General features: G+C 61.6%; 12 protein-coding genes. 5 read left to right on the top strand and 7 right to left on the bottom strand.

Going from position 1 to position 14851, the window contains the following annotated elements; genetic code table 11:
- Nucleotides 1-349: 349 nt before the first annotated feature.
- The 4 genes from N5D48_RS08355 (at nucleotide 350) to N5D48_RS08340 (ending at nucleotide 5458) form a co-directional block, all read left to right on the top strand.
- On the top strand, nucleotides 350-1330 hold the full coding sequence (locus tag N5D48_RS08355; RefSeq protein WP_347881611.1) for a cupin domain-containing protein: 981 nt from the start codon (nucleotides 350-352) through the stop codon (nucleotides 1328-1330).
- 37 nt (nucleotides 1331-1367) lie between these two features.
- Nucleotides 1368-3455 carry a peptidase domain-containing ABC transporter gene (locus N5D48_RS08350; protein WP_279882990.1) on the top strand — a complete coding sequence of 696 codons (2088 nt, stop codon included), beginning with the start codon at nucleotides 1368-1370 and terminating at the stop codon, nucleotides 3453-3455.
- Complete coding sequence (locus N5D48_RS08345; RefSeq protein WP_279882988.1) at nucleotides 3455-4804, top strand: TolC family outer membrane protein; 1350 nt, start codon at nucleotides 3455-3457, stop codon at nucleotides 4802-4804. Before N5D48_RS08350 ends, N5D48_RS08345 begins: the two co-directional genes overlap by 1 nt.
- A gap of 159 nt (nucleotides 4805-4963) precedes the next feature.
- A complete protein-coding gene (locus tag N5D48_RS08340; RefSeq protein WP_279882986.1) occupies nucleotides 4964-5458 on the top strand; it encodes a heme-binding protein in 495 nt (164 codons plus the stop codon).
- Nucleotides 5459-5549: 91 nt separating this feature from the next.
- Here N5D48_RS08340 and N5D48_RS08335 read toward each other — a convergent pair whose 3' ends face one another.
- Both N5D48_RS08335 and N5D48_RS08330 read right to left on the bottom strand, forming a co-directional pair.
- Nucleotides 5550-6098: a single-stranded DNA-binding protein gene (locus tag N5D48_RS08335; RefSeq protein ID WP_279882984.1), complete on the bottom strand. Its 549-nt coding sequence runs from the start codon at nucleotides 6096-6098 to the stop codon at nucleotides 5550-5552.
- 9 nt (nucleotides 6099-6107) lie between these two features.
- Nucleotides 6108-7502: an MFS transporter gene (locus N5D48_RS08330; RefSeq protein WP_279882982.1), complete on the bottom strand. Its 1395-nt coding sequence runs from the start codon at nucleotides 7500-7502 to the stop codon at nucleotides 6108-6110.
- Nucleotides 7503-7631: 129 nt separating this feature from the next.
- On the opposite strand from N5D48_RS08330, the gene uvrA reads away from it, so the two are divergent.
- Nucleotides 7632-10466, top strand: coding sequence for an excinuclease ABC subunit UvrA (gene uvrA / locus N5D48_RS08325; RefSeq protein ID WP_279882980.1), 2835 nt, complete (start codon nucleotides 7632-7634; stop codon nucleotides 10464-10466).
- Between the two features lie 72 nt (nucleotides 10467-10538).
- Here the strand turns inward: uvrA and bfr are convergent, their stop codons facing one another.
- From bfr to rpsD, 5 genes are all read right to left on the bottom strand, one after another.
- Entirely contained in the window at nucleotides 10539-11003 is a 465-nt protein-coding gene (gene bfr, locus N5D48_RS08320; RefSeq protein ID WP_028690240.1) for a bacterioferritin, read from the bottom strand.
- Nucleotides 11004-11166: 163 nt separating this feature from the next.
- A complete protein-coding gene (locus N5D48_RS08315) occupies nucleotides 11167-12606 on the bottom strand; it encodes a catalase (protein WP_279882978.1) in 1440 nt (479 codons plus the stop codon).
- A 171-nt stretch (nucleotides 12607-12777) separates the two neighbouring features.
- Entirely contained in the window at nucleotides 12778-13164 is a 387-nt protein-coding gene (gene rplQ / locus N5D48_RS08310) for a 50S ribosomal protein L17 (protein WP_003255451.1), read from the bottom strand.
- Between the two features lie 42 nt (nucleotides 13165-13206).
- Entirely contained in the window at nucleotides 13207-14208 is a 1002-nt protein-coding gene (rpoA, locus tag N5D48_RS08305) for a DNA-directed RNA polymerase subunit alpha (RefSeq protein ID WP_003255452.1), read from the bottom strand.
- A 22-nt stretch (nucleotides 14209-14230) separates the two neighbouring features.
- The gene (rpsD, locus tag N5D48_RS08300) at nucleotides 14231-14851 is read right to left on the bottom strand and encodes a 30S ribosomal protein S4 (protein ID WP_134693401.1); all 621 of its coding nucleotides are present in this window, start codon (nucleotides 14849-14851) and stop codon (nucleotides 14231-14233) included.

Genomic DNA, 14851 nt, shown 5'->3' with positions numbered 1-14851 from the left:
GCTCGAGCTATTCCCACTGTTATTTCCTTAAGCCATCTTTTCAACTTACCTCTCCAGCAGATGGTCGTATCAGTTTATAAATTACCTATACCTAGAAAATCAGACCATGCCTCACTCACACACATCTAACACTCCAAACACCGATCTCAACATACCTTTTATACCGACAGCCATGATTATTGACTTCAAAATCACGAAGCACGATTTCACTAGTCTTCACCAAGGTAAATCGCCACTCTTGATCAGTAACGCCATTCGCACACCGTTATCTTTTTTCTGGCCCGACGCTAATGAGATCATCGAGCGAGCGTCTATTGATACAGACGACTTCAAGATTCTCCACAACGGCTTGGTCCCCAAGCAGGAGTACATCGAAACCTTCTACGACGTCGGCATGGTCAGGCACCGGTTGATCAAGCCGGCGCTCTATGAACGCATGAAAAATGGCGCCACCCTGATTGCCAACAAGCTCGTCAACGAACCCAAGATCCACGCCCTGGCCCGCCAGGTGGCGCAGTTCACCGGCCGACAAACCGTCTGCAGCGTGTATGCGGCCTTTGGCCGTCAGGCATCGTTCCAGACCCATTGGGACACCCGGGATATCTTCGCCATCCAACTGATTGGCCGAAAACGCTGGATCATCTACCCACCCAGCTTCGCCGAACCGTTGTTCATGCAGCAGAGCAAGGACCTGGAGCAGGACTACCCCTGCCCGAGCGAGCCGTACATGGACCTGGTGCTCGAGCCAGGCGACATGCTCTACCTGCCCCGTGGCTGGTGGCACAACCCGCTGCCGTTCGAGGAAGAAACCTTTCACCTCTCCATTGGCACGTTCCCGGCCAATGCCTTGGACTATGTGCACTGGACCATGCAAAAACTACCCGAGCTGCTGGCCGCGCGTCAGGCGATGACCACCTTCGAGCAGGACCGCGAGAACCTCGCATCACTCGCCGCGCAACTGGCCGAGCGCCTCACGGACTCAGGTCAGTACCAGACGTTCATGGAGGCGTTCGCCATCGCCCAGCGCATCGAGACGCCTCTGGCCATCGATTTGTTCGGCAACCCAAGCATCACACAGCTGCCAGAGGACGCCCGGTTGCGCCTGGCCGCCAACAGCACGGCATCGCTCGAGCACGGCCAACTGATCGCCAATGGTGCTCGGATCAACCTGGATGAGTCGGCGCTGCGCGTGGTGCGCTGCATCGAGCAAGCCCCCGGTATTCGCCTGGACCACTTGGCAAACGGGCTGGCCGAAATGGACTCAGCCAAACTACGCGCGCTGCTCCACGACCTGTGCCGCCAGGACATTCTGGAGCTGGTTCGCGCGTGAACACCCAGTCGACAGCTTTGATCGAAGGACACAAGCCATGCGCGTGACCTTGCAGGCCGAAAGCCATGAATGCGCCCTGGCCTGCCTGGTGATGATCGCCGCCGCGCACGGCCTGCACCTGGACCTGGCGACACTGCGTCGGCGTTTCGCTATTTCGAGCAAGGGCACCAGCCTGGCGCAACTGATCCGCCATGCCCAGCAATTGGCGTTCACCTGCCGGCCAGTGCGCCTGGAGCTCGACGAGATCCGCCAACTGCGCCTGCCCTGCATCCTGCACTGGAAACTCAACCATTTCGTGGTGCTGGAGAAATGCCAGGCCAATCGCCTGGTGATCCTCGACCCCGCCCACGGGCGCCAACGGGTCTCGCTGGAGGAAGCATCCCGGCACTTCACGGGTGTCGCCCTGGAGCTCTCGCCCAATACCGAATTCGCGCCCGCTCGGCACAAGCCTCGCATACGCTTGAGCGCCTTGACCGGACGGATACAAGGGCTCAAGCGAGCGCTGGGCAACATCCTGGTACTGGCGCTCGCCATGGAAATGGTGGCCCTGCTCTCACCCCAGGTAACCCAATGGGTGGTCGATGGCGCACTGGTTTCGGCGGACCGGCACCTGCTGCTATTGGCAGTGCTGGGCGGCTGCATGCTGATGCTGGTGGACTTTGCCCTGCGCATGGGCCGTGGCTGGATGAACCTGCGCCTCAACCAGCAACTGGCCCTGCAATGGTCGGGTAATCTGTGCAGCCACTTGCTGCAACTGCCCTGGTCTTTTTTTGAACGGCGCCAGCTAGGCGACATCAGCGCACGCTTCCAGTCGCTGTCCGCCATCCGCAACGTGTTGACCAATGGCGCGGTGAGCGTGCTGCTGGATGGCCTGGTCACCGTCATCACCGTGGCCATGATGCTGCTGTACAGCCCTCTGCTGACCTGCATCGTAGGCAGCGCGGTGCTGTTCTACGCGTTGTTGCGCCTGGCGTTCTACCATCCCTTGCGCGGTGCTTCAGAGGAACGAATCGTGCTGAGCGCCCGGGAAAACTCATACTTCCTCGAAACGATCCGCACGGCCATGTCGATCAAGCTGTTCAACATGACCTCGGCGCGCCTGGCCTGCTGGCAAAACATGCTGGCCGATGTGCAGAACCGCGACCTCGCCACGCAGAAGATGCTGCTGTTGTTCGCCAGCCTCAATACCCTGGTCTTCGGCATCGAAGGCATGTTGCTGCTGTATGTCGGCGGCATGGCCGTCCTTGACGCAGACCTGTCGCTGGGCATGCTGCTGGCTTTTCTGGCCTACAAGAGCCAGTTCACCGGACGCGCCAGCAAACTGATCGACCTGGGCATCGAAATCAGCATGCTGTCGTTGCATGCCGAGCGTTTGGCCGATATCGCGCTGGAGCCCATCGAGCCAAGCGCCCAACTGGAAACCGATGTGCGCCGCATCGTGCCCAGTGTCGAATTCAGGGACGTTTCTTTTCGCTATGCCGAAGGGGAACCCTGGATCATTCGCAACCTGTCACTGACCATTGCTGCTGGCGAAGCGGTCGTGATCGTCGGGGAGTCGGGTTGCGGCAAGTCGACGCTGTTCAAACTGATGCTCGGCCTGCTGCAGCCTACCGAGGGCGAGATTCGGATCGGTGATGTGCCTGTGCGCCAACTGGGCGTCGAAGGGCTGCGCAGCCTGATAGGCACGGTGATGCAGGACGATCACCTGCTGGCCGGCTCCCTCATGGAAAACATCGCCTGCTTCGACCCTCAAGCCGATCAGGGCGAAATCGAGGCTGCCGCGCGTCAGGCGCATATCCACGACACAATCAACCAGATGCCCATGGGCTACCAGACCCTGGTGACGGAAATGGGCAATAGCCTGTCAGGCGGCCAACGACAAAGGTTGCTGTTGGCCAGAGCGCTGTTCAAGCAACCCAGGATCCTGGCCCTGGACGAGGCCACCAGCCAACTGGACCCGCTTGGCGAGCAGTGGGTAACGAAGGCCCTGCAACAGCTGCGCATGACCCGTATCAGCATCGCCCATCGCCAGGAAACCATTGCCTTGGCAAATCGGGTGATACGCCTGCAAAACGGCGCAATCGTCGAGGATTATCGGCACGCAGCAACGCAGGCCTTGGCTTGATGCCTTGCCTGGACTATCGGTTTGGCCTTGCTCTGGTGCTGCTGCTGACTACGATGGCCTGCGCTGCGGACGACCTGGTCAGCGCTTATCGGGCCGCGTTGCTACACGACCCACAATGGTCTGCGGCCAACGCCGAGCACCTGGCGGGCCAGGAGTCCGAAGTCCAGGCCCGTGCAGGCCTGTGGCCAGAGCTGTCTTTGCAGGCGCAGCAGGCGTGGACGCGAACCCAGTACCAACTCGAACACGAGACGATGAGCGATAGCCGCCGGAACCAGACACTCAGCATTCAATTGGTCCAGCCACTGTTTCGCTGGAAGCATTGGGTCCAGTACCAGCAAGGCACCCAGCAAGCGGCCCTGGCCACCTGTCGCTTTCACGAGGCGCGCCAAGCCTTACTCCTGCGGGTCGCCGAGGCCTATTTCGAAGTGCTCGGCACAGAGGCGCAGGTGCATGCCTTGCGCCAGCAGCAAACTGCTGGTGTTCAGCTCCTGGCCAGCGCTCGCAAGCATTTCGAACTTGGCAATGCCAGCATCACCGACGTGCATGACGCACAAGCCAGCGCCGAGCAGACAGAGGCAGCGTTGATTGCGGCCATCAGCCAGGTCGAAAAGGCGCGGCATGCATTGGCGAGCATGACCGGTCGATCGCCCGGCGTCTTGCGCGACCTACCTGAAGGCGTGCAATTCCCCGCACCTGCGCCAGCCGACATCGCTTTCTGGCTGGCATCGGCGCGACAGGATGCCTATGCAGTCCAGGTGCAGGCGCTGCGCCTGGCAATCGCGCAGAACGAAGTTCGCAATCGCAATGCCGAGCATCTGCCAACGCTCGACCTGGTAGCGAGCCGAGGTATCCAGCATCAGCCCAGCATTGGCAATGAGCGCAGCGACCTGTCCAGCATCAGCCTGCGCTTTCAGCTACCGCTGTACGGTGGTGGACGCGCTACCTCGGCGGTGCGCCAAGCCCAGGCCTTGCGGACGCAAAGCGAGGCCCTGCACGAAGACGCCATGCGCATCGCGCAACTTCAAGTCCATGAAGCCTGGTTGGAGATACGTGATGGCCAGGCGCAGGCACGGTCTCTGGGGACCGCGAAGTCTTCCGCCACGACCGCCCTGGAAGCCAATCGCCTGGGATACCAGGTAGGCGTGCGTGTCAGCCGAGACGTGCTGGACGCCCAAGGGCGGCTCACCGAGGTGACGCAACGACTGGCTCGAGTGCGCTACGCCATACTGCTCGCCCAACTACGCTTGAAGGCCGCCGTGGGTGGGCTGATGGAAAAGGACCTGCATGCGGTCAACGGGCTGCTTGCCTACTCCGAGCAGCACCTGAACGCTGAAGCGATGCGACCATGAATACAGGGGCAGGACAACGCCCCGCCCGGTCGCTTGGTACGGACAAGGATCATGACAAAGGCGGTTGTGTAGGCCGACATCATTTTAGGAAATGAACTACACGGCCTCCCCATACTGACTTGCTAGGTTTTCTGTTCCACCGGGACGGGATAAACCACCATGACCATAAAGCAGTTTCTGATCGTTCTCTGCCTCTGCGCACCGCAACTGGCCCAGGCTACGGCACCCGCTCCAGCCAACAGCGACGACCACCGAGCCACTGCACACCTCAGCGCCGAGCAAGCGCGGCGCATGGCTGCCGCCGCAGAGCAGGCAGCTCTGGCCAAAGGGCATGCCATCGTCGTCAGCATCGTCGACAACCACGGCAACCTGAAGCACTTCCATCGCATGGACGGCACCAGCAGCGGCAGCGTACAAGTCGCGCAACTCAAGGCCTCGACATCCGCCCGCTTTCCGGCCTCCTCTCGTTCGCTGGGCGAACGAAGCGCCGCGTTGCCCGCCAATCCCTATGCCTCGCTACCAGGCTTTCTATTGCTGGAGGGCGGCCTGCCGATCATGGATGCCAAGGGTGCGCATATCGGCGGTATCGGTATCAGTGGCGCGACACCGGAGTTGGACGCCCAGTTCGCCCAGGCCGCGCTCGACGCAAGCTGATCAGCAGCTGCGCCAACGTCCCTGGCGGGCTCAATAAAAAACCCCTGAAACTTGCGTTTCAGGGGTTTCTGGCAAGCCGTACGGCTCGAACTTAGAACGGAATATCGTCGTCGAAGCTGTCGAAATCAGCGGCTGGCTGCGGAGCCGGCTGTTGCGGCGCCGGGCGCTGCGGGGCCTGCTGCGGGCGTGGAGCCTGCTGACGTGGGGCCTGCTGGTTGTACTGCTGCTGACCACCACCCTGGTTGTAGTTGCCGCCACCCTGGTTGTACGGATCGCCACCCTGCTGCTGACCCTGCGGACGACCGCCGAGCAGCTGCATGGTGCCGTTGATGTCGACGATGATCTCGGTGGTGTAGCGCTTGATACCGTCCTTTTCCCACTCGCGGGTCTGCAGCTTGCCCTCGATGTAGCACTGCGAACCTTTACGCAGGTATTCGCCGGCGATCTCGGCGACCTTGCCGAACAGCGAGACGCGGTGCCACTCGGTGCGCTCGACCTTCTGGCCGGACTGCTTGTCGGTCCACTGCTCGCTGGTGGCCAGGCTCAGGTTGGTCACGGCGTTACCGTTGGGCAGGTAGCGGACTTCGGGATCCTGACCGCAGGTGCCGACCAGAATGACTTTGTTAACCCCACGGGCCATAACGTTCTCCTAGGCTTCGCACGCCGAAGAGGCTGGATTCACCAGACGCTCGAGGGTCGCACGGTCCAAAATTTTCGTATCCAGTTTGATGTAGATGGCGGCTTCGTCTGCCACCACCACGGCGTCGGTCACACCCGGCACGGCCATCAGGCGCTCGGTCAGCCCGGCTTCCCGGACCGCCTCTGGCGTCAGCGGCATGCGCAGGCTGGTCACGTAAGGCGGCTCGTTCATGCGCAACGCAGTGATCAGCCACAGGGCGCAAAGGCCCGCGCAACCCAGGAACACCGTGCTCAGGCCACCGTGCTGGAACAACCAGCCACCGATGATTCCTCCCAGCGCGGCGCCGAGGAACTGGCTGGTGGAATACACCCCCATCGCAGTCCCCTTGCCACCGGCTGGCGACACCTTGCTCACCAGCGAAGGCAGTGACGCCTCCAGCAGGTTGAATGCGGTAAAGAATACCACGGTGCCGAGCACCAGTCCGCGCAAGTTGTCAGCCCACTGCCAGAAGAACACCTCCACCAGCAGCAGTACACTGACCGCGCCGAGCAGGACGCGTTTCATCTTGCGCTTCTTCTCCCCGTAGATGATGAAGGGGATCATTGCAAAAAATGAAACCAGCAACGCGGTCAGGTACACCCACCAGTGCTGCTCTTTCGGCAGGCCGCCGCGCTCGACGAAGGCCAGGGGCAGCGCGACGAAGCTGGCCATGAGAATGGCGTGCAGGACGAAAATGCCCACGTCCAGGCGCAGAAGGTCCGGATGGCGCAGGGTCGGGCCCAGGGCCTGGCGGGCGACGCCGGACTCGCGGTGCTGCAGGGTCTTGTGGGTGTTGGGCACGACGAAGGCGATCAGGGCGATACCGACCAGGGCAAGTCCCGCGGTGGCGAGGAACAATCCTGACAGGCCAAAGGCACGAGTCAGCAACGGACCGACCACCATCGCCACGGCGAACGACAGGCCGATGCTCATGCCGATCATGGCCATGGCCTTGGTGCGGTGCTGTTCACGGGTCAGGTCCGACAACAACGCCATGACCGCCGCGGAAATCGCCCCCGCGCCCTGCAGGATGCGTCCCGCGATCACCCCCCAGATGGAGTCGGCCTGCGCCGCCAGCACACTGCCCAGGGCGAAGATCACCAACCCCAGGTAGATCACCGGACGGCGGCCGATGCGATCGGAAATCACCCCGAACGGAATCTGCAGCACGGCCTGGGTCAGGCCATAGGCGCCGATGGCCAGGCCGATCAGCGCGGGCGTTGCGCCGGCCAGGTCCATGCCGTAGGTGGCCAGCACCGGCAATACCATGAACATGCCCAGCATACGAAAGGCAAAGACCAGGGCCAGGCCGCTCGCGGCGCGGGTTTCGCTGCCACTCATGCGCTCGTTGTGGGTGTCGTGCATGGATTAACCTCGTGTGAACCGGCGGCGATTCTATCAGTCCGACGCCTTGGCGGCATATACGCGACGCTTTGCCGCGTACTGGCAGCGCGCCGTATACTCCTTTGTTTATGCCCGCCGAGCGAGGCCGTAGTGGACAAGATCCTGATTCGTGGGGCACGCACCCACAACCTGAAGAACATCGACCTCACCCTGCCTCGGGACAAGCTGATCGTGATCACCGGCCTGTCCGGCTCCGGCAAGTCTTCGCTGGCGTTCGACACGCTGTACGCCGAAGGCCAGCGCCGCTATGTCGAATCGCTGTCGGCCTATGCCCGGCAGTTCCTGTCGATGATGGAAAAGCCCGACGTCGATACCATCGAAGGGCTGTCGCCGGCCATTTCCATCGAGCAGAAATCGACCTCGCACAACCCGCGCTCGACCGTGGGCACCATCACCGAAATCTACGACTACCTGCGCCTGCTCTACGCCCGCGTCGGCACCCCGCGCTGCCCGGACCACGATATCCCGCTGGAGGCGCAAACGATCAGCCAGATGGTCGACCTGGTGCTGGAAAAACCCGAAGGCAGCAAACTGATGCTGCTGGCGCCAGTGATCCGCGAGCGCAAGGGCGAGCACCTGGCGGTATTCGACGAACTACGCGCCCAAGGCTTCGTCCGCGCTCGGGTCAACGGCAAGCTCTACGAGCTGGACGAACTGCCCAAGCTCGACAAGCAGAAAAAGCACAGCATCGATGTGGTGGTGGACCGTTTCAAAGTCCGTGCCGACCTGCAACAGCGCCTGGCGGAATCGTTCGAGACCGCGCTCAAGCTGGCCGACGGCATCGCCCTGGTCGCGCCCATGGACGGTGAAGAAGGCGAAGAGATGATCTTCTCCGCGCGCTTCGCCTGCCCGGTCTGCGGCCATGCGATCAGCGAGCTGGAGCCCAAGCTGTTCTCCTTCAACAACCCGGCCGGTGCCTGTCCGACCTGTGACGGCCTGGGGGTAAAGCAGTTCTTCGACACCAAGCGCCTGGTCAACGCCGAGCTGACCCTGGCCGAAGGCGCGATCCGTGGCTGGGACCGGCGCAACGTCTACTACTTCCAGATGCTCGGTTCATTGGCGGCGCATTACGGCTTCAGCCTCGAGGAGCCGTTCGGCCAGCTCTCGGCGGATCACCAGAAGGTGATCCTGCAAGGCAGCGGCAAGCAGAGCGTCGACTTCAAGTACCTCAACGACCGTGGCGACATCGTCAAGCGCTCGCACCCGTTCGAGGGCATCGTGCCCAACCTCGAGCGCCGCTACCGCGAGACCGAGTCGGCCACCGTGCGCGAAGAACTGGCCAAGTTCCTCGGCACCCAGCCCTGCCCGGACTGCCGCGGCACCCGCCTGCGTCGCGAGGCCCGCCACGTCTGGGTCGGCGAGAAGACCCTGCCGGCGGTGACCAACCTGCCGATCGGCGAAGCCAGTAACTATTTCAGCGACCTGACCCTGACCGGGCGTCGTGGCGAGATCGCCGCGAAAATCCTCAAGGAGATCTGCGAGCGCTTGCAGTTCCTGGTCAACGTCGGCCTCGACTACCTGACCCTGGACCGCAGCGCCGAGACGCTGTCCGGCGGCGAGGCCCAGCGCATTCGCCTGGCCAGCCAGATCGGCGCCGGCCTGGTCGGGGTGATGTACATCCTCGACGAACCGTCGATCGGCCTGCACCAGCGGGACAACGACCGTCTGCTGGCCACCCTGAACCACCTGCGCGACCTGGGTAACACGGTGATCGTCGTCGAGCACGACGAAGACGCCATCCGCCTGGCCGACTATGTGGTGGACATCGGCCCCGGCGCGGGCGTGCATGGCGGGCAGATCGTCGCCGAGGGCTCGCCCGAGGAAGTCATGGCGCACCCCGACTCGCTGACCGGCAAGTACCTGTCGGGGCGCAAGAAGATCGTCGTGCCGGCCAAGCGCACACCGCGCGACAAGAAACTCGCGCTCAAGCTCAAGGGTGCGCGCGGCAACAACCTGCAGAACGTCGACCTGGAAGTGCCGATCGGCCTGCTCACTTGCGTGACAGGGGTGTCCGGCTCGGGCAAATCGACGCTGATCAACAACACCCTGTTCCCGCTGGCCGCTACCGCCCTGAACGGCGCGAGCAGCCTGGAGCCGGCCGCCCACACCAGCATCGACGGCTTGCAGCATCTGGACAAGGTGGTGGACATCGACCAGAGCCCGATCGGTCGCACACCGCGCTCGAACCCGGCGACCTACACCGGCATCTTCACCCCGATCCGCGAGCTGTTCGCCGGCGTGCCGGAGTCCCGCTCGCGTGGCTATGGTCCAGGGCGCTTCTCGTTCAACGTCAAGGGCGGGCGCTGCGAAGCGTGCCAGGGCGACGGCCTGATCAAGGTTGAGATGCACTTCCTGCCGGACATCTACGTGCCGTGCGACGTGTGCAAGAGCAAGCGCTACAACCGCGAAACCCTGGAGATCAAGTACAAGGGCAAGAACATCCACGAGGTGCTGGAAATGACCATCGAGGATGCCCGCGAGTTCTTCGACGCGGTGCCGGCCCTGGCGCGCAAGCTGCAGACACTGATGGACGTGGGCCTGTCGTACATCAAACTGGGGCAGTCGGCGACGACGCTGTCCGGTGGCGAGGCGCAGCGGGTCAAGCTGTCACGCGAGCTGTCCAAGCGCGATACCGGCAAGACCTTGTACATCCTCGACGAGCCGACCACCGGCCTGCACTTCGCCGATATCCAGCAGCTGCTGGATGTGCTGCACCGCCTGCGTGACCACGGTAATACCGTGGTGGTGATCGAGCACAACCTGGATGTGATCAAGACCGCCGACTGGCTGGTGGACCTGGGGCCGGAGGGCGGCTCCAAGGGTGGGCAGATCATTGCCTGTGGCACGCCGGAGGAACTGGCCGAGAAGAAGCAGTCGTATACCGGGCATTACCTCAAGCCACTGCTGGAACGTGACCGGGCCTGATTCCAGGCCCAACAAAAAACCCCTGTGGGAGCGGGCGAGCCCGCTCCCACAGGGGCATCTGCAATAGCGAAATTACATCTGCGACTGCAGGTAGTTCTCCAGGCCAATGGCCTTGATCAGCCCCTGCTGCTTCTCCAGCCAGTAGGTGTGATCTTCTTCGGTATCGGCCAACTGCGCACGCAGGATGTCGCGGCTGATGTAGTCCTTGTGCAGCTCGCACAGTTCGATGCCCTTGCACAGCGCGGCGCGAACCTTGTACTCGAGCTTGAGATCAGCCTCGATCATCTCTGGCACGGTGCTGCCCACTTCCAGGTCGTCGGCGCGCATGTCCGGCGTGCCTTCGAGCATCAGGATGCGGCGCATCAGGGCATCGGCGTGCTGGGTCTCTTCCTCCATCTCGTGGTTGATGCGCTCGTAGAGCTTGGTCAGGCCCCAGTCTTCGTACATCCGCGAGTGAATGAAGTACTGATCGCGCGCTGCCAGTTCGCCCTTGAGCAACGTGACGAGATAGTTGATTACGTCCGGGTGACCTTGCATCGCCCTGCTTCTCCCTGTGAATACGTCAATGGGACATAGTGTGAACCAGGTTTTGCTCGCGGTCACTGAAAAACGCGCAATTAGAAGCAAAAAATCGGTTAAACAGTAGTGATATTCATTGAAAAACCGCCCAAATGAGGGCGGTTCTTCTTATCACTTCGACTCAGGCGAGATTCACGCCCAAGGCCTTGGCGACTCCTTCTCCATAGGCCGGGTCAGCCTTGAAGAAGTACTGCAGCTGGCGCTGCACCACATCTTCGCTCACGCCCGCCATGGTTCCGGCGATGTTAGCGATCAACAGTGCCTTCTGCTCGGCGCTCATCAGACGGAACAGCGCGCCGGCGTGGCTGTAGTAGTCGTCGTCCTCACGGTGATCGTAGCGATCCGCCGAGCCACTCAGGGCCAGCGCGGGCTCCGCGTGGCGTGGCGACTGCTTCGGCGCGCTAGCGTAGCTGTTGGGCTCGTAGTTCGGCGCGCCGCCGTAGCTGCCAGTGGCCATGGAGCCATCGCGCTGGTAGCTGTTCACCGGGCAGCGCGGCGCATTGACCGGCAGCTGCTGGTGATTGGTACCCACACGGTAGCGGTGCGCATCGGCATAGGCGAAGACCCGGCCCTGCAACATGCGATCCGGCGACAGGCCGACGCCCGGGACCATGTTGCTGGGGCCGAACGCCGCCTGCTCGACTTCGGCGAAGTAATTGAGTGGGTTGCGGTTAAGCTCCAGCACGCCAACTTCGATCAGCGGGTAGTCCTTCTGCGACCAGGTCTTGGTCACATCGAATGGGTTCTCTGCCCGGGCGGCCGCTTCGGCTTCGCTCATGACCTGGATGCACACGGTCCAACGCGGGAAGTCGCCACGCTCGATGGCCTCGAACAGGTCACGCTGGGCGTAGTCCGGATCGGTGCCGGCCAGGCGGGCGGCGTCGGCCGGCGCCAGGTTCTTGATGCCCTGCTGAGTCTTGAAGTGCCATTTGACCCAGGTGCGCTCGCCCTTGGCGTTGATCAGGCTGTAGGTGTGGCTGCCGAAACCATGCATGTGTCGGTAGCCGTCCGGGATACCGCGGTCGGAGAACAGGATGGTGACCTGGTGCAAGGCCTCGGGAGAATGCGACCAGAAGTCCCACATCATCTGGGCGTTCTTCAGATTGCTCTGCGGGTGGCGCTTCTGGGTGTGAATGAAGTCAGGGAACTTCAACGGGTCACGGATGAAGAATACCGGGGTGTTGTTGCCGACGATGTCCCAGTTGCCTTCCTCGGTATAGAACTTAACCGCGAAGCCACGTGGATCACGCTCGGTATCGGCGGAGCCGCGCTCGCCACCGACCGTGGAGAAGCGCAGGAAGGTTTCGGTGCGCTTGCCGATGGCATCGAACAGCTTGGCACTGGTATAGCCGCTGATATCACGGGTGACGGTGAAGGTACCGTAGGCGCCGGAGCCCTTGGCATGTACGCGGCGCTCAGGGATGTTCTCGCGGTTGAAGTGGGCCAGCTTCTCGATCAGATGGAAGTCGTCGAGCAGCAGCGGGCCACGTGGGCCGGCGGAACGGGAATTCTGGTTGTCAGCAACGGGGGCACCGCTGGCGGTGGTGAGAATCTTGCTCATGGGCTCTCCTTATCGGGTCTCGAACTGCCGGCTAATCGGCTTGGAGAGAGTATTGACGAGCAGTGTTACAAGAACAAATTCATTAAGTGACTTGTATCAATAGAAAATAGCAATTCACCTGGCAACAAAAAACCGGGCCTAGGCCCGGTTTCTTGTAGCAGACAGAACGTCTTACTCGGCAGCTTCTACAGCACCACCGACCGGACGATCAACCAGCTCGACGTACGCCATAGGCGCGTTGTCGCCAGCGCGGAAACCGCACTTCAGGATGCGCAGGTAGCCGCCCTGACGGGTGGCGTAACGCTTGCCCAGGTCGTTGAACAGTTTGCCAACGGCGGACTTCGAACGGGTACGGTCGAAAGCCAGACGACGGTTGGCTACGCTGTCTTCCTTGGCCAGGGTGATCAGCGGCTCGGCAACGCGGCGCAGTTCCTTGGCTTTCGGCAGGGTGGTTTTGATCAGCTCGTGCTCGATCAGCGACACTGCCATGTTCTGGAACATAGCCTTGCGGTGAGAGCTGGTACGGCTCAGGTGACGTCCACTTTTACGATGACGCATGATTCATTCCTTACCAAACACTACGTTCGGTGATTACGACGATCAGGCAGTCGCCTTGTCGTCTTTCTTAAGACTTGCAGGCGGCCAGTTGTCGAGGCGCATGCCGAGAGACAGACCACGGGAGGCCAGGACGTCCTTGATTTCGGTCAGGGACTTCTTGCCCAGGTTAGGAGTCTTCAACAGCTCTACTTCGGTACGCTGAATCAGGTCGCCGATGTAGTAGATGTTCTCCGCCTTGAGGCAGTTGGCCGAACGTACGGTCAGTTCCAGGTCGTCAACCGGGCGCAGCAGGATCGGATCGATCTCGTCTTCCTGCTCGACCACGACCGGCTCGCTGTCACCTTTGAGGTCGACGAACGCGGCCAGCTGCTGTTGCAGGATGGTCGCGGCGCGGCGGATAGCCTCTTCAGGGTCCAGGGTGCCGTTGGTTTCCAGATCGATGACCAGCTTGTCCAGGTTGGTACGCTGTTCAACACGGGCGTTCTCGACCACGTAGGCGATACGACGCACCGGGCTGAACGAAGCGTCCAGCTGAAGACGGCCAATGCTGCGGCTTTCGTCCTCGTCGGTTTGACGGGAGTCGGCCGGCTCGTAACCGCGACCACGAGCTACGGTGAGCTTCATGTTCAGGGCGCCGTTGGACGCCAGGTTCGCGATTACGTGATCGGGGTTGACGATCTCGACATCGTGATCCAGCTGAATATCGGCAGCGGTAACCACCCCCGAACCCTTTTTCGACAAGGTCAGCGTAACTTCGTCACGACCGTGCAGCTTGATAGCCAGGCCTTTCAGGTTCAACAGGATTTCAATGACGTCTTCCTGTACACCTTCGATCGCGGAGTACTCGTGGAGTACGCCATCGATCTCGGCCTCGACTACTGCACAGCCAGGCATGGAGGACAACAGGATGCGGCGCAGCGCGTTGCCCAGGGTATGGCCGAAGCCACGCTCGAGAGGCTCGAGCGTGATCTTGGCGCGGGTTGGACTGACAACCTGCACATCGATGTGGCGGGGTGTCAGAAACTCATTTACCGAAATCTGCATGGATGCACCTATTTTCTAGCCCTTACTTGGAGTAGAGCTCGACAATCAGGTTTTCGTTGATGTCGGCGGACAGGTCGCTACGAGCAGGAACGTTCTTGAAAACGCCCGACTTCTTAGCAGCATCCACGTCAACCCACTCAACGCGGCCACGCTGCGCGCACAGTTCAAGGGCTTGAACAATGCGCAGCTGGTTCAGCGACTTCTCGCGAACTGCGACCACGTCACCCGGACGAACTTGGTAGGATGGAATGTTTACGGTCTTGCCGTTAACGCTGATCGCCTTGTGCGAAACCAGCTGACGGGACTCGGAACGGGTGGAACCGAAGCCCATACGGTAAACGACGTTGTCCAGACGGCACTCGAGCATCTGCAGCAGGTTCTCACCGGTGGCGCCTTTCTTCGAGGCTGCCGCTTGGTAGTAACCGCGGAATTGACGCTCCAGTACACCGTAGATACGACGGACTTTTTGTTTCTCGCGCAGCTGGGTACCGTAGTCGGACTGACGGCCACGGCGCTGGCCGTGGATACCTGGGGCTGCTTCGATGTTGCACTTCGATTCCAGAGCGCGAACGCCGCTCTTCAGGAACAGGTCAGTGCCTTCACGGCGAGACAGTTTGCATTTTGGACCAATGTAACGTGCCAT

Source organism: Pseudomonas sp. GD03858 (assembly GCF_029840925.1).
Classification (GTDB): Bacteria; Pseudomonadota; Gammaproteobacteria; order Pseudomonadales; family Pseudomonadaceae; genus Aquipseudomonas.
Note: the sequence above shows the minus strand (reverse complement) of the source record. Positions and strands in the feature narration are given on the sequence as shown.

What these genes read in the sequence shown, in the direction of transcription:
- N5D48_RS08350 (WP_279882990.1), top strand. Translation starts at nt 1,368, where the DNA reads ATGCGCGTGACCTTGCAGGCCGAAAGCCATGAATGCGCCCTGGCCTGC.
- N5D48_RS08345 (WP_279882988.1), top strand. Translation starts at nt 3,455, where the DNA reads ATGCCTTGCCTGGACTATCGGTTTGGCCTTGCTCTGGTGCTGCTGCTG.
- N5D48_RS08340 (WP_279882986.1), top strand. Translation starts at nt 4,964, where the DNA reads ATGACCATAAAGCAGTTTCTGATCGTTCTCTGCCTCTGCGCACCGCAA.
- N5D48_RS08335 (WP_279882984.1), bottom strand. Translation starts at nt 6,098, where the DNA reads ATGGCCCGTGGGGTTAACAAAGTCATTCTGGTCGGCACCTGCGGTCAG.
- N5D48_RS08330 (WP_279882982.1), bottom strand. Translation starts at nt 7,502, where the DNA reads ATGCACGACACCCACAACGAGCGCATGAGTGGCAGCGAAACCCGCGCC.
- bfr (WP_028690240.1), bottom strand. Translation starts at nt 11,003, where the DNA reads ATGCAAGGTCACCCGGACGTAATCAACTATCTCGTCACGTTGCTCAAG.
- N5D48_RS08315 (WP_279882978.1), bottom strand. Translation starts at nt 12,606, where the DNA reads ATGAGCAAGATTCTCACCACCGCCAGCGGTGCCCCCGTTGCTGACAAC.
- rplQ (WP_003255451.1), bottom strand. Translation starts at nt 13,164, where the DNA reads ATGCGTCATCGTAAAAGTGGACGTCACCTGAGCCGTACCAGCTCTCAC.
- rpoA (WP_003255452.1), bottom strand. Translation starts at nt 14,208, where the DNA reads ATGCAGATTTCGGTAAATGAGTTTCTGACACCCCGCCACATCGATGTG.
- rpsD (WP_134693401.1), bottom strand. Translation starts at nt 14,851, where the DNA reads ATGGCACGTTACATTGGTCCAAAATGCAAACTGTCTCGCCGTGAAGGC.